Below are 20,923 nucleotides of genomic sequence, written 5' to 3'. Positions count from 1 at the left end.
CCGGGCAAAAGTAGTGTGTCGCGCGTCGGCGCGCATCTACGGCTTCAATTAGAAGTTGTAGACGAGGTAGAGCTGCAGCGTGTTGTAAGCGTCGCCGTTGTTAATGGCGTCGTCATCCGCATAGATGTATGCGAACAGCGCATCAAGCTTGCCGAATGATTTGGCAGCCGTAAAGGTTACTTCGCTCACCGTGTTTTTGAAATAAGCCGGACCAAAGCCACCATCTGTGTCGATGTTGGTGTAGAAGAGTCCGAGATCAGCCATTTCAGGAATGCTGTATGTCGCCGTGACGTTGTAGGCATCCGTACCCGGCAGGCCGACATAACCGAAGTTCCACCATGCTTCCGTGTAGAGCTTGGACTGCATACCCCAGCCTTCGCCCGGTGTGGTTGCGATATTACCGATGTACATGTCACCGTCTTTATCCGTTGTGGAGTAGGAAGCGTAGATACCGAGGTTCTCAATCCCTTCGTAACCCAGTTTTGCCGCAAACGCCGTGGAGTCGTCCGCTGCAGAGATGAGCTCGTTCGGGTTCATGTCCGCGTACTGGAGACCTGCGACAACACCTGCCATGGAGAGGTCTGCTTCGAGCCAGTAGGCCGTCGCCGTATCAGGCAGCTCATAGTACCACGCCTGCGCCGTCAGCGGTTCAAAAGAGTTGTTGATGGCACCGACGGCGATCGCACCCTGGTCGCCGATAGTGGAGAAGTTACCCTTCGTGTCTGTCAGCAGGAACTGGGAGTAGCCGTTTCCGGTTGCAACCCATGCACCGACAAGCGTCGTATCCGGGATATCCGTATTGGTAACCGTCGCCGCTTCAAAGTTGTTTGCTGTAATGCCCCACGTTTCCGTAAAGAGCAGCGGCGTGTCGAGTTCCATACGACCGCCTTTGACAACGGTGTTACCCAGTTTTGCAGAGAGCCACGCTTCGCCGATCCAACCGGTCGTCGTATAGAAGTCACCTGTCGCAGTATCAAGATGCGCACCGGACCATACGTTATTGGCAATCTCTTTGTCAAGGCCAAGCGTACTGACAGCGTAACCTGTTACGCCGGCAGAGAGGATCTCATCGATATCCGTTGTAATGCTCAGGCGTGCACCGAAATCGGCCGTGCTGCTCGCTTTGCCGAAAAGGTCGGCACCGTGACCGTCAAATGTAGAGTAGAAGAAACGGGCATCACCGCCGACTTCTGTATTTTCAAATGCAAAAGCGCTGCTTCCCAGGAGCAGTGCCGCCATCAAACTCATTTTTGTCATTTTCATTATGTTTCCTTATCGGTAGATAGACTTGCTTTATGTCTTTAGTACTTTACCAACGGTCTAACATTTTTAAACCGCTATATTGTTTATTTTTTAATCATGCATAGGACAAATTCTATTCATCTCATTTTTTCCACCTCCAAAAAGTTGGTTTTGTCTTCTGCTGAAAAGAAGCGTCAGCGCGGCGTTGAAGCGAGGTACTCCCGCCAGCCGCCGAAGGCAGTGATCTCTTCGGCACCTTTGAGCGCATCGGCCTCGCACAAGAAGCCGTATACGTCGCTGCCGTCTTCGAGCTGCACGGTGCCGATACAGAGCGGCGAAGCGATCTGGACCATAAACGCGCCGAAATGCTCCAGCGGCATCGACCACACTTCAAGGGTGACGCTGCTCTGTGCCTCACTGTCGCGGACCATCCCCGGCCGCGGCGGCACTTTCTCCGGCACATCAAAGAGGCGGTACCCTTTTACCGTGCTTGTCGCCGTCACAAAGGTTGCGTCCAGCTCCGTCAACTGGTGGTTGAGCGGCAGACCACGCATGTGCGCGCCGCAGACGGCGATCTCGATCGTCTTAGCCACGGGGTGCCTCCGCAACAAAAGCTTCGCCGACGTCCATCAGACGGCGGTCTTCAAAGGCGTCGCCGAAGAGCGTGACGCCGAAGGGGAGCCCGTTGGGGCGGAAGCCGGCCGGTACCGCGTAGGCGGCGAAGTCAAGCAGGTTCATAAAATTGGTGTAGTAGCCGAGGTTCGTGTTCAGCTGCACCGGGTCGGCGTTGACCGCCTCGATGGTGTAAATGGTCCCCGTCGTCGGAGTCAGGGCGAAATCCGTCCCCTCGAGCATCTGTTCGGAGTGGCGCTTGTAGGCTTTGAGACGGTATTCGGCATTGAAATACGCCTCTGCACTCTTGTCACGTCCCTGTTCGATGATCGAACGGGTGACGTCCAATACCTGCTCGGGCGTTTCGTCCATAATCTGTTTCGTCGCGATATAGCGTTCGGCGACCCAGGGACCCGAATAGAGCAGGTTCGCCGCGTCGAGCATCGGTGAGAAATCCGTTTCGACCGCCGTATACCCCATGGATTCGAAGCGGGCTACCGCCGCGTTGAAGAGCGCCTCCGCCTCGCTGTCCCCGAAGAACTTCAGCTGCGACGGCAGCGGTACGGCAAAGCGCATCGTTTTTTCCGCTGTACCTCCTGTCTTCGGCATCTTGCGGCTGTAGGGGTCCGCGGCGTCAAAAGCGCATGCGATGTCAAAGACCGCTTTGGCGTCCTCGGTGTTGAGGGCAAAGATGGAGACGCAGTCGAGGCTGCGGCACGCCGGCACGACACCGGAGGTGCTTAATACCCCCTTGGAGGGCTTGACGCCCACAAGGTTGTTAAAGGCCGCCGGAACGCGTCCCGATCCCGCCGTATCCGTCCCCAGAGAGAAGGCCGCCATCTCCAGGGCGACGCTGATGGCGCTCCCCGAACTGGAACCGCCGGAGATGTAGGCGGGGTCGATGCTGTTGCGGCAGGCGCCATAGGGTGAACGCGTCCCGACAAGCCCCGTCGCGAACTGGTCGAGGTTCGTCTTGCCGACGGGAATCGCCCCCGCTTCGATCAGCTGCGCGACGACGAAAGCGGAGGCTTCCGGAATGTAGCTGAATGCCGGACAGGCGGCCGTCGTCGGGATACCGGCGAGGTCGATATTGTCCTTGATCGCAAAAGGGATGCCGTAGAGCGGCAGGGCATCGGGGCTTACCCCTTCGAGACGCTGCAGGTACGGTTCAAGTTCCGCTTCGCTCAGCGCGTGGATGAAAATAGGGTTTTCCGCATGTTCCGCGATCTGCGCACGGATATTCGCCATGACGTCGCGCGGTGTTGTTGTCCCGTTTTTATAGTCGTTCAAAAGTTGTGAAATCGTCATAATCTATTCCTTTTTATATCGTCGTCTCGGGGAGATCGTCCTCTTTGGTACGCAGCGCCTCGATCAGCGCCGCCGCGAGGATCAGCACGCCGCCGATCATCTCCATGGCGTCCATGCGCTCTCCCGCGATCAGCGTCGCGGAGATAACGGCGGTGATCAGCTCCATGATAATGATGATGGAGGAGCGCCCCGCTTCCATATGCGTCACGCCCCACTGGGAACCGATGTTGGCCAGCAGCAGCCACAGCAACGCGTAAGCCGCGAGGGCAAACCACGCTTCGGGAGCTGCGTCATAGGGGAGCTGTTCCACGCCCAGTCCGAGCAGTGCACCGGCCAGGATCAGGCAGCCGTAGAACATCACCGTGATCTTCGATGCGACCGGGACCGCTGCCGCCGCGCGGAAAACCAGGTTGTTCATCGCGAAGAGCAAGCCCGAAAGCAGCGCGATCAGGTCGATCCATGACGGGGCACCGCTGAGGGCGTCGAAACCGCCGAGAATGACAAAGGCACCCGTGACCGCCAGGGCGGCACCGAGCCAGCGCCAGAGATCGACGCCTTCACGCAGGAAGAACTTCCCGCCGAGCACGCCCCAGACGGGCAGCAGGTAGAAGAGCACCATGACGCGGATCACCTCGCCGTTGATCAGGGCATAGGTAAACGCAAGGTTCGCACCCCCGCCGAAAAGCAGGATCATTCCCATCGCCCGCTTATGTTCGCGCCACTGCGAAAATTGCGCCATGAGCACCGGCGTCAGCAGGAGGGCAAGGATGCCGTAGGCCCCCATCGTCAGTGCGATGCCGTCTATGCCCATGCTATTGATCTGTTTGAGCGGCAGCCAGGTAAGCCCCCAAAGGACCGACGCGCCGAGCAGCACGACGACAGGCAGGTGCGATCTCATGCCGCCGCCTTTGCCATATGGCGCTGAAAATGGAGCCGTTCCGTGTCGCCCATCCACTGGTTGAGTTCCCACAGATCGGCCACCGGGGCCTGGGTGAAGGGGAGCGTATGCAGATAGCCGTCGGGGCCGAACTCCGGCGTCATCGTCGATATCGCGAAGCCGCGGTGGTACTGCGCTTCCCAGAAACGTTCCCAGGCCGCCTGGTGCGCCTCCAGGGCATAGGCATACTCCGGTGCCGCCGGGTGCGGGACCTGCGGCCCCTGGTCGTAACCGACGCGGGCATGGATATGTTTCACGTTCGGCGCGATCGCCTCGATGGTCTCGCGTTCGCTGTCCATCTGCCGTTCGCAGACGACGCACCAGTGGCTGATATCGGCCGTCAGGGAGATCGCCGGCAACGCTTCAACGATCCGGCGCGTCACCCAAGGGTTGAAGAGGCTGCGGCTGCGGTGGGTCTCAAAACTGATCTGCAGGCCGTAGCGCTCCGCCAGTTTCATCCCCTCTTTGAAAAAGCGCAGGCTCTCCGCCTCACTCCAGGCGTCCAGCCCGCCGATGCAGGTCACAAAGCGCGGGGAGAGTTCCGCACTCCGCGCGAGAATCGCGTTGAGGTCATCCAGGTGCCCCTCGACACCGAGATCACGACGCGGGACGTAATCGCCCCCGGTTACCGCCTCGGCGATATAGTGCAGGCCGTACTTTTCAAGACACGCTTTCCAGTAGGCACGCTGGGAGGAGGATTCGGGTGCCGGCCCTTCGATCCCATCGAACCCCGCCGCAAGGGCTTCGGCACAGGCGGTTTCGAAATCCCCCGTAAAGCCCCACATGGTTTTATAACGCTGCAGTTCCATGATCCATCCTACTCCTGCGGTTCGATGACGAAGAGCATCTTGCCCGCGTGCACGCTCTCGCCCTCGTGGCAGAGCACCTTGACGATCTTGCCCGCTTCGGGGGCTTCAATGTCGACTTCCATCTTCATCGATTCGGCGATGGCCAGTACTTCGCCCTCTTCGACCGTGTCGCCGAGTTTCGCCATCACCTTCCAGAGGCTTCCCTGTACCGGGGATTCGACCGCTTCGTCGTGTTCGCCAAGCGCGATCACCTCCATCGTCTCCGCTTTCACTTCGCCGCTCTCGCTGGTGAAGTTCGCCAAGCCCGTGCGTTCCCACATGGCGCGCTCTTCGTCAAAGGCGTTCTGCTGCGTCGTTTTGAAGGCTTTGATACTCGCCTCGTTCTCGCTCAGGAAATCCTTGTACGCTTTGAGGCTGAAAGTCGTCTCTTCGACTTCGAGCTTCATGCGGCCGCGGGGGAAATCCTCGCGCATCTTGTGCAGCTCCTCGGCGCTGACCTCGTAGAACTTGATCTGGTCGAAGAAGCGCAGCAGCCACGGCTTGCCCTCTTTAAAATCCGCCGTCTGACGGTGGCGGTTCCACATCTGCACCGTCCTACCGACGAACTGGTAGCCGCCGGGACCTTCCATGCCGTAGACACACATATAGGCCCCGCCGATGCCGACGGCGTTTTCCGGGGTCCAGGTCCGCGCCGGGTTGTATTTGGTCGTGACCAGGCGGTGGCGCGGGTCGAGCGGTGTCGCAACCGGCGCACCGAGGTAGACGTCCCCCAGCCCCATGACGAGGTAGTTGGCACCGAAGACGATCTTCTTGACCTCGTCGATGGAGTCCAGACCGTTAATGCGACGGATGAACTCGATGTTCGAAGGACACCACGGTGCATCGGGACGGACCGTTTTCATATACTTGTCGATGGCGACGCGGGTCGACTCGTCGTCCCAGGAGAGTGGCAGGTGTACGACGCGGGCCGGTACCTCGATGTCGTCGATGGACGGCAGGGTCAGCTCGATCTCTTTCAGGCGCTCGATCAGCGCCGCGCGGTCGCAGGCTTTCGGGTCGAAATGCACCTGCAGCGAGCGGATACCCGGGGTGATGTCCGTGACGCCCTCGAAGGACTCTTCTTTCATCGCCTCCATCAGCACGTGGGCGCGGAAGCGCAGTTCGATGTCAAGCTGCATCTCGCCGTACTCGACGAGGAGGTTCGCGTCACCGGACTGGCGGATAACCATCGCTGGAAGGTCTCCCTTCGCTTCATCGGCGAAAAGGATCGGCGAACCGATCGGTTTGGGGTCGAGGAAAGGACGCTCGTCATAGGTGCAGAGCGTAGCGATCGCCTCCTCCTGCGCTTTGAGCATCTCCATCGCCGTATCATGCTCCACCGGGACGAATTTCACTTTGTCCCCCGCGCGAAGCTGGCCCATCTTCCACAGCTCGGCACTGACGATGGTGACCGGGCAGACGAAACCGCCGAGGCTCGGACCGTCGGGGCCGAGGATGACCGGCATGTCGCCGGTAAAGTCCACGGCGCCGATCGCGTAGGCGTTATCATGGATGTTGGAGGGATGCAGCCCCGCTTCGCCGCCGTCCGTACGCGCCCACTGCGGTTTGGGGCCGATCAGGCGTACGCCGGTGCGGTTGGAGTTGTAGTGGATCTCCCACTCCGTCTTGAAGAAGGTCTCGATGTCCTCGTCGGTGAAGAAATCCGGGGCGCCGTGCGGTCCGTAAAGCACGCCGATCTCCCAGCGGTTCTCATATCCGTGGCGCGGCGTAGCCGGTACGGTTGCGGCGTCGTTCTCCGTCATCGTGTCGATGTGCAGGACGTCGCCGGGAACAAGGGTGCGCCCTGCATGGCCGCCGAACTGACCCAGTGTAAAGGTCGAGCGGCTGCCGAGGTACTCGGGGACATCGAATCCGCCGCGGACGGCGAGGTAGGTTCTAAACCCCTCGTTATGGATCTTTTTCAGTTTAAGCACGCTGCCGGCCTTGACCGCAAGCGCTTCGTTCATGCCCACCGGCTCGTTGTCTATAGAGGCGTCAATCTGCGCGCCGCAGAGCGCGACGACGCTGTCGGTATTGAAGCGCAGCGTCGGCCCGGCGATGGCAATCTCGAGGCCCGCCGCCGCTTCGCTGTTACCCACGAGGCGGTTGGCATAGCGGAAGCTGAAGCCGTCGAAAGGACCTGACGGCGGAACGCCGATGTCCCAGTAGCCGCTGCGGCCCGGGTAGTCCTGGATCGTCGTCTGTGTTCCCGGGCGCAGCACGTCGATACTGTTTGGCGTAAAGCTGAAGCCGTCAAGGTACTTCGTCGTCTGTTTGCCCTGTTCGAAAACATCGGAGGCGACGATGGCCCCGAGGTAGCGGAGGTTCGTCTCGATGCCGTCGATGCGGGTCTGTGCGATGGCGCTGCCGATCTTGGCAAGCGCGTCGCTGCGGTCGCTGCCCTTGACGATGAGCTTGGCGATCATCGGGTCGTAGAAGGATGAAACCTCGAGGCCCGTTTCAATGAAGGTGTCGCAGCGGATCCCATCGGCGAAGGCGACGTTCGTCAGGACCCCTGAGCTGGGCTGGAAGTTTTTCATCGGGTCTTCGGCGTAGACACGCACCTGGATGGCGTGGCCCTGCGGGGCGTGGACGTAGTTGTAAAGCGCCGGGTTCTCGCCGGCGGCCGTGCGGATCATCCATTCGACGAGGTCGACACCTGTCACCTCTTCGGTAATGCCGTGCTCGACCTGCAGGCGGGTATTGACCTCAAGGAAATAGAACGCGCCGCTGTCAGTGTCGTAGACGAACTCGACCGTCCCGGCGGAGCGGTAGGCGACGGAAGCCGTCAGGTCTCTGGCGGCCGTGTAGAGCGCTTCGCGCGTCTCATCCGAGATCAAAGGGGCCGGAGTCTCCTCGATCACCTTCTGGTTGCGGCGCTGGACGGAACAGTCGCGGTCGCCCAGGGTCGCCACGAAGCCCTCACCGTCCCCGAAGACCTGCACTTCGATGTGGCGAGCATGTGCGACGTATTTTTCCAGGAACATCCCGCCGTCGGAGAAGTTGTTTTCGCTGAGGCGCTTGACGGAGTCATAGGCACTCAGCAGCTGCGCTTCGTCAAAACAGAGCTGCATACCGATCCCACCGCCGCCGGCGGTACTTTTAAGCATGACCGGGTAGCCGATGCGCACCGCTTCACTTTTCGCTTCGTCCAGGTCGGCCAGCAGCGAGGAGCCCGGCAGGAGGGGGACGTTGTTCGCCTCGGCCAGGGCACGGGCCGTGTGCTTGAGGCCGAACTTCTCCATATGCTCCGTACGCGGACCGATAAAGGCGATCCCGGCCGCCTCGCAGGCGCTGGCAAACGCCGCGTTTTCGCTCAGGAAGCCGTAGCCCGGGTGCACCGCTTCGGCACCGCTCTGTTTTGCAATGTCAAGGATCTTTGCCGCATCGAGATAGCTTTCGGAAGCCACACCGTGGCCGATATAGTAGGCTTCGTCAGCGAGGCTGACATGCAGGGAGTCGGTATCAGCGCCGGTATAGACGGCGACGGAGCCTATGCCCATCTTCTTGAGCGTACGGATGACGCGGCAGGCGATCTCTCCGCGGTTGGCGATCAAAACTTTGCTAAACATTTTCAGGTCCTTAAAAATAGTACTTTTCGGGCCGTCCCGGTCGTCTGAATGCCGCAGGCCGTCCCGAGGCACTGGAAGAAACGCTCTTCCCGGCGTTATTCGAAAAATTTCGGAAAGCGGTTCTTGCTCTCGAAAAAGGCCATGTCGTGGTTGGGCCACAGATCCGCGCCCGTTTCAAGGGCGAGCCGTTTGAGCTTGCGGATGCTCTCCAGCGCCTGCGTTTCGTCGTCGCGGTAGCAGAGCCCCGGCGCGATCTCCCGCTCCAGGTTCTCCCGCAGGTCCGCCGCGTCGCCGGCAAGGAGGATCGGGGAGCCCTTGGGCAGCTCGATCATCATTGACATGTGGCCGGCCGTATGGCCCGGCGTCTCGATGGCGCGGACGCCGGGGACGAGGTCGTATTCACCCGTGTAAACGCGCCAGTTCACCGGACAGTCGAAGTCCTCTTTGAAGTAGGCTTCGTCCGCCGGCTCCCGCGCCGCCTCGAGCTCTTTTTCATGCACGTGCACTTCCGCACCGCAGAATTCGCAGACCCCGCCGGCGTGGTCGAAATGCAGATGCCCGCAGAAGACGACGTCGATGTCTTCCTTCTGCAGCCCCAGCTCCGCCAGACGGTTGGGCAGACGCTGTTCCTCGGTCATCTGCGGCGGGCCGAAGGGAAAGCCCTCGTGCTCGTAGAACTGCTTGCGCAGAACCGGGTCGGCGATCTTCGTGTAGTCGCATCCCACATCGTAAAGGATACGGCCGTTGGACGTCTCGATCAGGTAAGCCAGGATCGGGGCGTCGATGATCACTCCCGCCCCGTGGTTGCGGGTTGAGAGCGTCTTCTCGTAACGGTGGGTTCCCGTCAGGATGGGCCAGAACTTCTTTACCTGTGTCATGTTGGACTCCTTCAGTGCGCCGTCAGGAACGAGACGCCGTCCACCCCGATAAAGGTGCGGCCTGCATCGTGCTTGACGTCAAGGTCGGCCGGGTCCCCGTTGAGGACCCGCGCGACACGGTAGCGGTGGTAGCTGCGCGCCAGGTCAGAGAACATCAGCACCTGCGTCCTGTCCTCGCCGTAGAGCTTGGCATGCAGCCCCGGCAGCCGGTACCACGGCTGGATCTGCTGGTCGTGGTGAACGTTGTGGTACGCGAAATTGAGGACCAGCAGGTTCAGCCACGGGTATTTCTCTGAGATCAGGTTCGAATAGGTGTTGCGCGATTCGAAGGCGCGGTCATACTGTTTTACTTGCGCTTCGCGCGAAAAGTCCAATGTTTCATGCACATCATAGGTGTGCTGGTGCACGTCCATGAAACGCATGACCGTCAGGAAAATCATGTACGCCAGCGGGTAAAGCAGCAGCACCTTCAGCGAAATCGAGGCCAGTGCGCCAAAGAAAGCGATACGCAGCAGCAGTACCGTAACGACGCGGCGGCGCAGATAGCGGCGGCTCTCTTTGACAAACGGCAGAACCACGACCAGGGCGTGCATCATGATCTCAAGGGCCGGGATGTAGAACCACTCCAGTACCTGGATCGTCTTGAGCAGTTTCGGATAGTGCAGCAGGCGGGTACGGAAATCGAACGAAACGACGTCGGCACGATCCAAGTGGTGGCGGACATGCTTCAGACGTATCGCCTCGTAATCACTGTACGACGCGCCGCAGATCCAGAGCAGTGCCTCTCCGAAGCGGTGGTTGTTGATCGGCAGCCTGAAGAGCGAATCGTGGGCACACTCGTGAATGAAATAGGCGGCGATGACCATACCGTGCGCCAGCAGGAGTACCCCTGCCGCGTTCAGCCACAAGGAATCGGCCAGGATGGCGGCAAATCCGCCCACGTAGGCACTCAGCATATAGGTCCATGCCGCCAGGTTCGGCAGCCATGCATCTTCGAAGCGCAGAAGCCGTGTCGCCTTTTTCATCGTCTCAGTCGTCCCAGATGACCAGCTGAATCGGCGACGGGTTGAACGCGTTGCACGGGTTGTTGAGCTGCGGACAGTTCGAGATCAGCACCAGTGTGTCCATCTCGGCTTTCATGTCGACATAGTCGCCCGGCTTGGAGATACCGTCGACGATGATCAGGAAACCGTTCTCCTCGATCGGCACGTTCATGAAGAAGTTGATGTTGTTCGTGAGGTCCCGCGGATCCATTTCCCGTTCACCGATCTCGAAAAGGTAGTTGTCACGGCAGCTGTGCATGTACTTCGTATCGTGGCCGTAACGTACGGTGTTGCTCTCCGCAGAGCAGTGCCCACCTAGGGTATCGTGATTGCCGCAGGTATCGTCGGTGATCGTCATCATGACATTGTCGTCGGTGGAGATCAGCTGGGTGCCCGTCGTGACGAAGATGCTTCCCTGCTCGCGGATCGTATCGTTGGCCGAGTAGCGCTCTTCATGATCATTGGCATTGTAAAAAAGCGTGTCGACGGCCTGGCACCCTTCAAGGTCGACGATACGCAGCGTCTGGCCTTTTTTCACGACGTAGCTCCATGGCACGCCGGCCGGCAGTTTGTGGTTGTATACGGCTGTTTCGATATCTCTTTTCATCACGCGCTCCTCAGGCAAAGTAGCGTGCGTTGTTCTTGAACGCACGTTGGGACTGGATACTGAAGTTCATGCAGTAATCATCTTCGGTGACCGGGGCCGCTTTGAACAGCGTCAGCTGGACGTCGCTCGGGTTGTACGTTCCCGTTTCCATGACATGCGGCGTGTTGGAGAGTACCAGCAGGACGTTCATCTCCGCACGCAGTTCGATGTAGCTCTCCGGCTGCGGCCGCTTTTCCGAAAGCGCCAGCTTGTTGCCCTCTTTGACGTCGACACGTCTGAAGAAGTTGACCGCCTGAAGCATGTCGCGTTTTCCCATGCCGTATTTGCCGAGTTCGACGAGGAAGTTCTCCCGGTCGCTTTTGTAGTAGCGGTTGCGGATATGTTCGAAATCGCCTTCGCCGAAGTTTTTCGCGACAAGGCGCGGGTTGCTGATCCCGCCGATGGCATCAAAAAGCCCCTCGGTCGTATCTTCCGTAATGGAAAGCAGAACGCGGCCCTGCTCGGAATAGAAAACCCGCCCTTTGCAGAAGTAGGCATTATGCTGAAGTTTGACCGTGTCGGCAGAGTTGAAACGCTCCGAGGTGTTGTCGGCGTTGTAGAACATCGCGCTGAGGGTGCCCAGCCCGTCCTTGGTCGTGATGCGGATCTTGTCGCCGCGCTTGATGATCTTCGACCAGCGTGCACCGCCCGGGAGCACCTCGTCGAGGATGATGGATTCTGGTTTCAGGTTTTTGTGTTCAGTAATCACTGTTTCTCCTTCAAAGTTTTCGGGCCGTCCCGCGCGTCATGATGCCGCAAGTCGTCCTGCGGCACTGGAAGATCTGCTCTTCCGGGATTGGATCAAACCTTGATGGTTTTATCGATCTCTTCGAGTACGGATTCGCGCGTATCCCCGACGGGGATGTCGTAGGTGATGCGCGCCCCGTAGGCGTTGGGTGCATGCGGATCGTGACGAACCTTGTCGAAGACCAGCAGCCGCGTTCCCAGGTAGAATCCCTCGTGGAGGTCATGGGTCACCATAACGACGGTGAGGTTGTTCTTCTCCCACAGGTCGAGGATCAGCGCGTGCATGTCGGCGCGGATCCCCGGGTCGAGGGCTCCGAAGGGTTCGTCCAGCAGCAGGATCTTCGGCTTTTTCACCAGAGACTGCGCGATGGAGAGACGCTGCTGCATCCCCCCGGAGAGCTCGCTGGGGTACTTGTGCGCCGCGTCGCCCAGGCCGACGGCTTCAAGCATAGCCATCGCTTCGGCTTCCGCCGCCTTGCGGGCCTGGCCGAAAAGGCGCCCCATCAGCGGCGACTGGTCAAACTCGATCCCGAGCATGACGTTTTTCAGCACGCTCAGGTGCGAAAAGACCGAGTAACGCTGGAAGACGATCCCGCGGTCGACACCCGGCTCTTCCGGGAAAGGCTTCCCATCAAGCAAAAAGGTGCCGCGGGTCGGGTTCTCCTGCCCCAGCAGCATCTTCAGAAAGGTCGTTTTCCCGCAGCCCGACGGTCCGACGAGCGTACAGAATTCCCCCGCTTCGATGTTCAGGTTCAGGTTTTCCAGCACGACGTTGTCGCCGTACTCTTTCCAGAGGTTTTTGACGGTGACGAGGCTCATGACTGCTCCTTTCCTGCGTCATACCACGGGAACACCTTGTAAGTGAATCGCTTGAGCAGATAATCAAACAAAAAGGCGAGGAAGGTGATCCAGGCGACATACGGCAGGATCACATCCATCGACAGATAGCGGCGTACCAGGAAGATCCGGTACCCCAGCCCTTCGGTGGCCGAAATCGCTTCGGCGGAGATCAGGAAGATCCACGCCGTCCCCATGGTGAGGCGCACCGCATCAAGCAGGCGCGGAAAGATCTGCGGCAGCACGACGCGCAGGACGATCGTCCAGGACGATCCGCCCAGGGTCTGTGCCTTGATCAGCTGCTCCGCAGGAATCTCCATGACCCGCTGCTGCAGGTCGCGGACGATCAGCGGGGTCACCCCGATGACGATCAGTGCTACTTTAGCCAGCTCACCCATACCGAAGATAATGAATAAGATGGGCAAAATAGCCATTGGCGGCACCATGGAAAAGGCCGCGACGAAGGGCGAAAGGCCCGCACGAACGAAGGGAATGAACCCCAGCGGGATCCCCATCAGCAGCGCAAGCACCGCACTGATGAGCACGCCGAGGCCGAGACGCTCGAGTGAGGCAACCGTATCCCGGGCGAAGAGGTATTCGCCGGTACGCTTGCTCGGTTCAAACGCCATACGGTCGATGGCTTCGGCAAAGCTGCTCATGGAGGGCAGCAGTTTGTCGTTCGGATTTTCCGCCAGACGGACTTCCGACGCTCCCAGGTAGAGGAGCACGATCAGCACAAACGGCAGCAGCCCCAGGAAAAAGAGGGACGGCTTCGACGGTCTGAGGTTCATTAAACGTTTCATGAGAGGACCTTACAGTTTCCCTTCGGCTGCCATTTTGACGTAGGTGTCGTCGAAGCGAAGCTTGATGTTTTTCGGATCACCGAACGTTTTACCGCCCGGGAACGCCATACCGATGAACTCGGCGTCAGGAGCACCTTCACCGAGGATGCCGTGATCAAAGGAGAATTCGCTGACTTTTTTCATCGTCGCCGGAATGGCGTCGCTGGTTGTGAACGTCAGCAGGTCAGCGGGCTCGTAGAACATCATCGTGGAGTCAAGCTGGCTCTTGTACCCCGCGAGGTCCGTACCGGAAGCCTGCGCCATAAAAGTCAGGGCCGCTTCGTCGCCCTTTTTCATCAGTGCCATCGTTTCAAACCATGCACCGGTCAGTGCCTTGGCCAGTTTCGGGTTGTCTTTGAGCGTTTCAGTGTTGATGACGAGCATATCGATGATCTCGCCCGGCGTCTTGCTGGAGTCGAAGACAAGGTTCGCATCTTTATTGTTGGCCATGATCTCGCTGAGCTGCGGATTCCATGTCGTCATCGCCGTAACGTCTTTCGTCCCCCATGCCGCGACCATGTCGGCGTCGGATGTGTTGAGGACCTTGACGTCTTTCTCGCTCAGGCCAACCGTTTCAAGCGCACGCGCCAGCAGGTAGTGTGAGACAGAGAGTTCGACGAGGTTGACCGTCTGGCCTTTGATGTCGGAAAGTTTTTTCTTGTTTTTGAGGAGGATACCGTCGTTCCCGTTGGAGTAGTCACCCATGATGACCGCCGTAGAGTCAACGCCGCCGGCAGCCGGAATAGTGAGGGCGTCCATGTTCGTCATGAGACAGCCGTCAAATTTTCCTGCAGTATATTGGTTGATTGATTCGATGTAGTCGTTGACCTGGACCATCTCGATCTCGATGCCGTATTTTTTGGCCCACTTGTCGATGATCCCTTTTTGCTGGGCGTAATCCCAGGGCATCCATCCGACATAGATCGTCCAGGAGACCTGAAACTTATCTTTGACTTCCGCCATCAGCGAAGAGGCACCAAGGCCCATGACCAGCGTAGCGGCAACTAAGAGTTTTGAGGTAGATTTGAAAATAGATTTCATGTAAATCTCCTGAGTAGGTAATGGAATAAACACGCCAAGAGGTTGTAACCTCCCGGGCTTTTATCCCTCCGTGTAACCCCTACTCAAGAGGTCGACGGCTCTCGGACCAGACACGGTAACCCGCCGGAACCCTAGCCGCCTATTGTAGACAGTGGTGAGGTTAAACAACCTCGTGACATGCTTTCTGGGTGTCAGTATAACATTTTTATCAAACAGGTGAAGAAGTTTGGTGGTTAAAAAATAATCACCATTAAAAACAGTCACAACTTTCGTGTTCAATGCGCGAAAACGGCCAAATCCTTTTTACCGATTTTATCTGTTAATATGGGTATAATTTCATGACCATTGAGAGAGCAGAGAAGGAGTTGCATGCCCCAGGATCACCGTCCCATCCAGCTCGGCGTCAATATCGACCATATCGCCGTACTGCGCGAAGCGCGCCGCATCAATGATCCCGACCCGCTGATGGCCCTCGCCCTCTGTGCGCAGAACGGCGCGGACCAGATCACCATCCACCTCCGCGAAGACCGCCGCCACATTCACGACGAGGACGCCCAGAAGATCATCGCCTCCTCGCCGCTGCCGGTCAACCTGGAGTGCTCCATCAACCAGTCGATCATCGACATCGTCTGCGAACTCCGTCCCCACCGCGCCACGCTTGTGCCGGAAAACCGCGAAGAGGTGACCACCGAAGGCGGGCTTGACGTCATCGGCCAAAGCACCGCCGTCTCCGATGCGATCGACCAGCTTCACGATGCCGGGATCCCCGTATCGCTCTTCGTCGATCCCTCCGCGCACATTATGGAACAGTCCAAAGCCCTGGAAGCGGAAATGGTGGAACTCCACACGGGAACCTACGCCAATATCTATGCGATGCTTCACTCCGCCCTCCCCTATACCCGCCACAGCATCCCCGACCTCGAACTGCCGCGCGACGACCTGCAGCGCCGCCTCGAAGCCGCCGTCGACGCCCTGCGCCAGAGCGCGGAACACGCCCATTCCATCGGCCTCGAAATCGCCGCGGGCCACGGACTCAACTACCACAACGTACAGGCCATCAGGGCCATTGCAGAGATCACGGAGCTCAATATCGGCCAGAGCATTGTCGCACGCTCCGTCTTCTCCGGGCTTGCCGCTGCAGTGCGCGATATGAAAGCGCTGCTCGTCCGATGAGCCTGCCGCGCCTCGCCGTCAGCATCGGTGATCCGAACGGGGTCGGCCCGGAGATCGCCCTGCGGACCCATCCTCAGATTGCCGACGTCTGCCGCCCCTATTACTGCGTCGACCCCGAGGTCATGGCCGAGGCGGCATCCCTGCTGGGCATGCAGCTGCCCGACGATTTCACCATGGTCCCTCTGGGGCTCCCCGTCGCCATCAAGCCCGGATGCGTCACCGCCGATGCCGGGCGCTACAGCCACGCCTCCTTTGTCAAGGCGATCGCGCTGACCGAAGCGGGCGAAACGGATGCCATCGTCACTCTCCCGATCCACAAAGAGGCGTGGATGCAGGCGGGCATCACCTACAAAGGTCACACCGACCTGCTGCGTGATCATTTCGAGCAGGAAGCGATCATGATGCTGGGGTGCAGCCAGCTTTATGTCGCGCTCTTTACCGAACACGTTCCGCTCAAAGAGGTACCGGCGAAGATCGAACGCAACGCCCTCGCCCGTTTTCTCGTCGACCTCTACCGGGCCACCGGCTTCGATGACATGGCCGTGCTTGGGCTCAATCCCCATGCCGGGGACAACGGCGTACTCGGTGATGAAGAGCGGGAGATCGAAGCGGCCATTGACCTGGCCAACGACACGATCGCCTCAAAAGGGTTCAAGTGCGACGGACGCCCCTTTTTCGGGCCGGTCGTTCCCGATGCCGCCTTTACGCCGACCTTCCGTTCCGTGCACCGTCACATTGTGGCCATGTATCACGACCAGGGGCTCGCGCCCCTCAAGGCCCTCTATTTCGACGAAAGTGTCAACATCTCGCTGAACCTTCCCATTATCCGTACTTCCGTCGACCACGGCACCGCGTTCGACATCGCCTACCGCGGCAAAGCACGCCTCAACAGTTACCGCAATGCCGTGGATACCGCACTGAGACTCCTCTAGAAAACTTTCATTTATTTTATAATTATTTGTGATATTAAATTGACATTTTCACACTAGAATCTATCTATACCAAACTATTTTAGGGTTGACTGATGGGAACGGAAAAAGTCAAACAGCATATCTACATTATCAAGCAGCGCAAGCGGATCAATCTGGCCAGCGGCCCCTTCGAGTACGAGGAGCTTCTGGGAAAATGCACCAGCACGGAAGAGGCGAAAAAAATTCTTGACGCCCATCCCGACGCCTATATCTCGGAAGACTCCACCTACAGCGACTCCGACCTGTTCCGCTACGAGTAGCACACTGTTTACACACGATTAAATAGCGCGTTCTATACTGGGTTATTCCACTTTTCAAAGGATGATCGATGCCCAGAAGATACCTACTACTCAGTTCCATTCTTTCCGCCGTGTTGACCCTCCAGGCCGCGGCCGTCACCTTTGACGAAATGCCTCCGGTGACCAAGAGGGTGATGCCCAACGGTCCCAACGAGGTGCTCTCATTCAGTCCTGCCGTCGAGCGGGCGAAGGCATCCATCGTCTACATCTCATCGAAACAGACGCGCTCCCAGAAGTACATGGAACAGATGCACCCGTTCTTTGAACAGTTCTTCGGACGGCGCTACAATCCCAATCCCCACCGCCAGAGCCTCGGTTCCGGTGTCATCGTTACCAAGGACGGCTACATCGTCACCAATAATCATGTCGTCGAAGATGCCGACACCATCATGGTCAAACTGCCGGATTCCCAAAAGGAGTACCGCGCCAAGCTTGTCGGTAGTGACCCCAAATCGGATATCGCCGTTATCCGAATCGACGCGGAGGGGCTGACGCCGATCCGGATGGGCAGCTCCGCCGAGCTCCAGATCGGGGATATCGTCTTTGCGATCGGCAACCCCTTCGGTGTCGGCCTCAGCGTCTCGCAGGGCATCGTTTCGGCCCAGCATAAAAGCGGCATCGGGATCAATGAGTACGAGAACTTCATCCAGACCGATGCCTCCATCAATCCCGGGAACTCCGGCGGGGCCCTGGTCGACAGCCGCGGGGCGCTGATCGGCATCAACTCCGCCATTATCACCCGCAGCGGCGGCAACAACGGGATCGGCTTTGCCATCGAGGTCGATATGGTCAAAAGCATTGCCAAGAAACTGATCGAGGACGGCAGCGTCACGCGGGGCTACCTCGGCGTCAGCATCGGCAATATGACCAAAGAGCTGCAGTCGCTGTACAAGCATGAGCAGGGTGCCCTGCTCAACGATATCGTTGTCGATTCGCCGGCGGCAAAGGCGGGACTGAAACGGGGCGACCTCATAATCGCCGTCGACGGCGACCCGATCCGCAACGCCGCCGACCTGAAGAACAGGGTCGGGATGTACCGTCCCGGAAGCCGTGTCAAAATCACCTATGAACGCGACGGCGACACCGACAGCGTCTATGTCAATCTGACCGACCTGGGCGAACACGACACGAACGACGCCGACGCCGTCTTTGAAGGGGTGAGCCTGCAGAACATCGACGCGCAGCAGCGTTACCGCCTGCGGATACCCGATGACGTCGAGGGGGTCCTTGTCACCGAAGTCGACGCCGAGAGCGATGCGGCGATGCAGGGTATCCGGCCCGGAGACATCATTGTCCAGCTGGAAAACACCCCCGTCACCGACATCGCCTCCCTGGTCAAAGCGCACAAAAACGCCAAAGGGAAAATCAAGCGTGTCTACGTCTACCGCAAAGGGCAAGTCTACGTCGTCGCCCTTCCCTAAGCGCTGCCCCGGTGATCCCGGGCATTGGGATCCGGTACCCTGATGCGTTACAATAGAGGTTGACACACTGTACCGGAGATGCCACTATGCTCCTCTCGTTCACGTTACGCATGATTACCGCTTATCTCATTGTCATCGGCATCATGTTTGCCACGGTGTACCAACAGCACCATTCACGGATGGAAGATTATGTCAGTCAGCTCTTCGCGGACGTCATGACGCAGGTACGTGCACACCTGACGATGGATGAAGCCGAAACGGTCAGTGAAGAGATGCGTGAAGTGCTGCACAGCATGCAGATCCCCTATCTCGAGGCCTATGACGGGAAAGGGCGCCTGCTGCACACTTTCGCCTCTGGAGAATGGCCGTCGATTCGGCAGGGTACTCCCCTGCCTGAACTGCCGGTCAGCGGCGAAGAACATTTTACGTTGATCGAACATGCCCACTCCCCCTATCTTGTTTTTGCAACCGGACCTACCGAAATCAAGAACCCGTTCGGGCGGCATGTCGTCAGAGCCTTCCGCGGCGTGCTGCCCGTCGACGAGGGCATCATCCGGCGCATGCGTGAGCATTATGCCAACGCGCTCTGGCTTGTGCTCGCGACCGGCGCGGTATTTGCCCTCGCCCTTTTTCCGATGATCCTCTTCTATTATCGGCAGCTTCGCCTCAAAAACAGTGAGCTGATCCGCAGCTATTTCGGGACCGTTTCCGCCCTCGGCAGCGCCGTCGCCCAGCGTGACAGCGGCACGTCGAGCCACAGTTACCGTGTCACACTCTATACGCTGAGACTTGCCGAGGCGCTGCAGTGCTGCGGTCAAAAGCACATTGCCAATATCATCCTCGGCGCCTATCTCCACGATATCGGCAAAATCGGCATTCCGGACGCAATTTTGTTAAAAGCGGGCAAATTGACCGCCGATGAGTTCGAGCTAATGAAAAGCCATGTCGAGAAAGGGCTGGAAATCGTCAGCCATGTCACCTGGCTTTCCAACGCCGGGAGCGTGATCGCCGGCCACCATGAGAAGTATGACGGCAGCGGTTATCCCCACGGCCTGCGCGGAGAGGCGATCCCCCTGGAAGCGCGCATCTTCAGCGTCGCCGACGTCTTTGACGCCCTGAGCTCACGCCGCCCCTATAAAGCGCCCATGACGCTCGAGGCCTCCCTCGACTACATCAAAAGCCATTCCGGTACCCACTTCGATCCCGCCATCGTCGCAGTGTTCATTCGCATCGTGCCCGGGATCTACCGCGAGACGCTGCAGCGGAGCGAAAAGGAGCTCGAAGCGATGCTGCAAAAAGAGGTCGAACCCTACATCAACAGGCTATGATGCCCTTCAGGGTAAGAAATCGGTCAGGAGAGACGATCGCGGTAGGTTTCGTAGCCGAACCGCTTGATGATCTCCATCTGTCCGTTTTGCCGCAGTATGGCCAGTGAAGGAAGCTGCACACCGTTGAAGGCCGTGTTTTTGACGAAGGTGTAGTGGATCTGGTCTTCGAAGACGATCTGGTCCCCTACTTGCAGCGGCGCATCGAAGGCGTAGTCTCCCATGATATCGCCCGCCAGACAGGTATTGCCACCGAGACGGTAGGTATGAGGTTTTTCCCCGGTCTCGGCAGCATCGCGCACCTCGGCGCGGTACGGCATGGCCAGTGTGTCAGGCATATGCGCCTCGGCGGAGATGTCGAGGATGGCGATGTCCATCCCGTTATGCACGATGTCGAGCACCGTCGCGACCAGCGGACCGGTCTGCCAGCCGACCGCTTCACCCGGTTCCAGGTAGACGGTGATCCCCTTATGGCGCTCGCGGAAAGCGCGTATCACCTCGATCAGGCGCTCGACGTCGTAATCGGCGCGGGTAATGTGGTGCCCCCCGCCGAAATTGATGTACTCGAGCCCGTCGATGTAGGCACCAAACTTCGCTTCGAAGGCTTCGAGGACCCCTTCAAGGGCATCGACGTTCTGTTCGCAAAGCGCATGAAAATTCAGCCCGTCGAGTTTTGGAAGCTGGGCCGCGTCAAAATTGGCCGCCGTCGTTCCCAGACGGCTGTAAAGCCCGCAGGGGTTGTAGAGGTCGACCGGCGACGAGGAGTACTCCGGGTTGACGCGCAGGGAGACGGAGAGGCCCGGATTGACGCTTTTGACACGATCATAAAAACGCGCCAGCTGGTCCGGGGAGTTGAAGACGATATGGTCGGAGATCGCTGCGATCTCATCGATATCCCGCTCTTTATAGGCGGGGGAGTAGGTATGCACCTCTTTATTCATCTTCTCCCGCGCCAGCTTCGCCTCATGCAGGCCGCTGGCGGTGCACCCCTGCAAATAACGTCCGACGAGGTCGAACGTCGACCACATCGCAAAGCCTTTGAGCGCCAGGATGATCTTCGCGCCGCTCTCGCGCTGGACGCGATCGAGCAGCGCGAGGTTCGATGCCAGACGCGCCTCTTCACAAATATAAACCGGTGTTTCAACGTCATAATACTTTTTCATCGTGTTACTTTTCGATAT

19 protein-coding genes and 1 riboswitch are annotated in these 20,923 nt (G+C 58.8%); of the genes, 5 read left to right on the top strand and 14 right to left on the bottom strand.

What is annotated here, in order from left to right; all coding sequences use genetic code 11:
* Positions 1-48: 48 nt before the first annotated feature.
* The 13 genes from WCY31_RS05970 to WCY31_RS05910 form a co-directional block, all read right to left on the bottom strand.
* Positions 49-1,263, bottom strand: coding sequence for a hypothetical protein (locus tag WCY31_RS05970; protein WP_345973659.1), 1,215 nt, complete (start codon positions 1,261-1,263; stop codon positions 49-51).
* A 173-nt stretch (positions 1,264-1,436) separates the two neighbouring features.
* Positions 1,437-1,835, bottom strand: coding sequence for an allophanate hydrolase-related protein (locus tag WCY31_RS05965; protein WP_345973657.1), 399 nt, complete (start codon positions 1,833-1,835; stop codon positions 1,437-1,439).
* Positions 1,828-3,162: an allophanate hydrolase gene (gene atzF / locus WCY31_RS05960; RefSeq protein ID WP_345973656.1), complete on the bottom strand. Its 1,335-nt coding sequence runs from the start codon at positions 3,160-3,162 to the stop codon at positions 1,828-1,830. The genes WCY31_RS05965 and atzF overlap by 8 nt, the downstream gene beginning before the upstream one ends.
* 13 nt (positions 3,163-3,175) lie before the next feature.
* The gene (locus WCY31_RS05955; RefSeq protein ID WP_345971380.1) at positions 3,176-4,060 is read right to left on the bottom strand and encodes a DMT family transporter; all 885 of its coding nucleotides are present in this window, start codon (positions 4,058-4,060) and stop codon (positions 3,176-3,178) included.
* Positions 4,057-4,908, bottom strand: coding sequence for a sugar phosphate isomerase/epimerase family protein (locus tag WCY31_RS05950; RefSeq protein WP_345973654.1), 852 nt, complete (start codon positions 4,906-4,908; stop codon positions 4,057-4,059). The genes WCY31_RS05955 and WCY31_RS05950 overlap by 4 nt, the downstream gene beginning before the upstream one ends.
* Before the next feature lie 8 nt (positions 4,909-4,916).
* Positions 4,917-8,519 carry an urea carboxylase gene (gene uca, locus WCY31_RS05945; protein WP_345973652.1) on the bottom strand — a complete coding sequence of 1,201 codons (3,603 nt, stop codon included), beginning with the start codon at positions 8,517-8,519 and terminating at the stop codon, positions 4,917-4,919.
* 95 nt (positions 8,520-8,614) lie between these two features.
* Positions 8,615-9,397: an N-acyl homoserine lactonase family protein gene (locus WCY31_RS05940; RefSeq protein WP_345973651.1), complete on the bottom strand. Its 783-nt coding sequence runs from the start codon at positions 9,395-9,397 to the stop codon at positions 8,615-8,617.
* Between the two features lie 11 nt (positions 9,398-9,408).
* A complete protein-coding gene (locus WCY31_RS05935; protein ID WP_345973649.1) occupies positions 9,409-10,422 on the bottom strand; it encodes a fatty acid desaturase in 1,014 nt (337 codons plus the stop codon).
* A gap of 4 nt (positions 10,423-10,426) precedes the next feature.
* A complete protein-coding gene (locus WCY31_RS05930) occupies positions 10,427-11,047 on the bottom strand; it encodes an urea amidolyase associated protein UAAP2 (protein WP_231021152.1) in 621 nt (206 codons plus the stop codon).
* 10 nt (positions 11,048-11,057) lie between these two features.
* Positions 11,058-11,795, bottom strand: a complete 738-nt coding sequence (locus WCY31_RS05925) for an urea amidolyase associated protein UAAP1 (RefSeq protein ID WP_345971375.1) — start codon at positions 11,793-11,795, stop codon at positions 11,058-11,060.
* A gap of 92 nt (positions 11,796-11,887) precedes the next feature.
* A complete protein-coding gene (locus WCY31_RS05920; protein ID WP_345971374.1) occupies positions 11,888-12,652 on the bottom strand; it encodes an ABC transporter ATP-binding protein in 765 nt (254 codons plus the stop codon).
* The gene (locus tag WCY31_RS05915; protein ID WP_345973647.1) at positions 12,649-13,473 is read right to left on the bottom strand and encodes an ABC transporter permease; all 825 of its coding nucleotides are present in this window, start codon (positions 13,471-13,473) and stop codon (positions 12,649-12,651) included. The genes WCY31_RS05920 and WCY31_RS05915 overlap by 4 nt, the downstream gene beginning before the upstream one ends.
* A gap of 9 nt (positions 13,474-13,482) precedes the next feature.
* The gene (locus tag WCY31_RS05910) at positions 13,483-14,553 is read right to left on the bottom strand and encodes a putative urea ABC transporter substrate-binding protein (RefSeq protein WP_345971372.1); all 1,071 of its coding nucleotides are present in this window, start codon (positions 14,551-14,553) and stop codon (positions 13,483-13,485) included.
* Between the two features lie 47 nt (positions 14,554-14,600).
* Positions 14,601-14,699, bottom strand: a riboswitch (guanidine-I (ykkC/yxkD leader).
* Positions 14,700-14,943: 244 nt separating this feature from the next.
* Here WCY31_RS05910 and WCY31_RS05905 point away from each other — a divergent pair.
* The 5 genes from WCY31_RS05905 to WCY31_RS05885 all read left to right on the top strand — a co-directional run bounded on the left by WCY31_RS05905 (position 14,944) and on the right by WCY31_RS05885 (position 19,745).
* On the top strand, positions 14,944-15,726 hold the full coding sequence (locus tag WCY31_RS05905) for a pyridoxine 5'-phosphate synthase (RefSeq protein ID WP_345973763.1): 783 nt from the start codon (positions 14,944-14,946) through the stop codon (positions 15,724-15,726).
* Positions 15,723-16,658, top strand: coding sequence for a 4-hydroxythreonine-4-phosphate dehydrogenase (gene pdxA, locus WCY31_RS05900; RefSeq protein WP_345973645.1), 936 nt, complete (start codon positions 15,723-15,725; stop codon positions 16,656-16,658). Before WCY31_RS05905 ends, pdxA begins: the two co-directional genes overlap by 4 nt.
* A gap of 92 nt (positions 16,659-16,750) precedes the next feature.
* Positions 16,751-16,957 carry a hypothetical protein gene (locus tag WCY31_RS05895; protein ID WP_345971370.1) on the top strand — a complete coding sequence of 69 codons (207 nt, stop codon included), beginning with the start codon at positions 16,751-16,753 and terminating at the stop codon, positions 16,955-16,957.
* A 68-nt stretch (positions 16,958-17,025) separates the two neighbouring features.
* Positions 17,026-18,417, top strand: a complete 1,392-nt coding sequence (locus WCY31_RS05890) for a Do family serine endopeptidase (protein WP_345971369.1) — start codon at positions 17,026-17,028, stop codon at positions 18,415-18,417.
* Between the two features lie 110 nt (positions 18,418-18,527).
* Positions 18,528-19,745 (top strand): HD-GYP domain-containing protein, encoded by a 1,218-nt coding sequence (locus WCY31_RS05885; protein WP_345973644.1) that lies wholly within the window; start codon positions 18,528-18,530, stop codon positions 19,743-19,745.
* 23 nt (positions 19,746-19,768) lie between these two features.
* Here WCY31_RS05885 and nspC read toward each other — a convergent pair whose 3' ends face one another.
* Positions 19,769-20,905 (bottom strand): carboxynorspermidine decarboxylase, encoded by a 1,137-nt coding sequence (gene nspC / locus WCY31_RS05880; RefSeq protein ID WP_345973642.1) that lies wholly within the window; start codon positions 20,903-20,905, stop codon positions 19,769-19,771.
* Positions 20,906-20,923: the final 18 nt, after the last annotated feature.

This window comes from Sulfurimonas sp. HSL3-1 (assembly GCF_039645995.1).
GTDB lineage: Bacteria > Campylobacterota > Campylobacteria > Campylobacterales > Sulfurimonadaceae > Thiomicrolovo > Thiomicrolovo diazotrophicus.
Note: the sequence above shows the minus strand (reverse complement) of the source record. Positions and strands in the feature narration are given on the sequence as shown.

What these genes read in the sequence shown, in the direction of transcription:
- WCY31_RS05935 (WP_345973649.1), bottom strand. Translation starts at nt 10,422, where the DNA reads ATGAAAAAGGCGACACGGCTTCTGCGCTTCGAAGATGCATGGCTGCCG.
- pdxA (WP_345973645.1), top strand. Translation starts at nt 15,723, where the DNA reads ATGAGCCTGCCGCGCCTCGCCGTCAGCATCGGTGATCCGAACGGGGTC.
- atzF (WP_345973656.1), bottom strand. Translation starts at nt 3,162, where the DNA reads ATGACGATTTCACAACTTTTGAACGACTATAAAAACGGGACAACAACA.
- WCY31_RS05955 (WP_345971380.1), bottom strand. Translation starts at nt 4,060, where the DNA reads ATGAGATCGCACCTGCCTGTCGTCGTGCTGCTCGGCGCGTCGGTCCTT.
- WCY31_RS05920 (WP_345971374.1), bottom strand. Translation starts at nt 12,652, where the DNA reads ATGAGCCTCGTCACCGTCAAAAACCTCTGGAAAGAGTACGGCGACAAC.
- WCY31_RS05970 (WP_345973659.1), bottom strand. Translation starts at nt 1,263, where the DNA reads ATGAAAATGACAAAAATGAGTTTGATGGCGGCACTGCTCCTGGGAAGC.
- WCY31_RS05885 (WP_345973644.1), top strand. Translation starts at nt 18,528, where the DNA reads ATGATTACCGCTTATCTCATTGTCATCGGCATCATGTTTGCCACGGTG.
- WCY31_RS05915 (WP_345973647.1), bottom strand. Translation starts at nt 13,473, where the DNA reads ATGAAACGTTTAATGAACCTCAGACCGTCGAAGCCGTCCCTCTTTTTC.
- WCY31_RS05890 (WP_345971369.1), top strand. Translation starts at nt 17,026, where the DNA reads ATGCCCAGAAGATACCTACTACTCAGTTCCATTCTTTCCGCCGTGTTG.
- WCY31_RS05895 (WP_345971370.1), top strand. Translation starts at nt 16,751, where the DNA reads ATGGGAACGGAAAAAGTCAAACAGCATATCTACATTATCAAGCAGCGC.
- WCY31_RS05950 (WP_345973654.1), bottom strand. Translation starts at nt 4,908, where the DNA reads ATGGAACTGCAGCGTTATAAAACCATGTGGGGCTTTACGGGGGATTTC.
- WCY31_RS05930 (WP_231021152.1), bottom strand. Translation starts at nt 11,047, where the DNA reads ATGAAAAGAGATATCGAAACAGCCGTATACAACCACAAACTGCCGGCC.
- WCY31_RS05940 (WP_345973651.1), bottom strand. Translation starts at nt 9,397, where the DNA reads ATGACACAGGTAAAGAAGTTCTGGCCCATCCTGACGGGAACCCACCGT.
- WCY31_RS05910 (WP_345971372.1), bottom strand. Translation starts at nt 14,553, where the DNA reads ATGAAATCTATTTTCAAATCTACCTCAAAACTCTTAGTTGCCGCTACG.
- nspC (WP_345973642.1), bottom strand. Translation starts at nt 20,905, where the DNA reads ATGAAAAAGTATTATGACGTTGAAACACCGGTTTATATTTGTGAAGAG.
- uca (WP_345973652.1), bottom strand. Translation starts at nt 8,519, where the DNA reads ATGTTTAGCAAAGTTTTGATCGCCAACCGCGGAGAGATCGCCTGCCGC.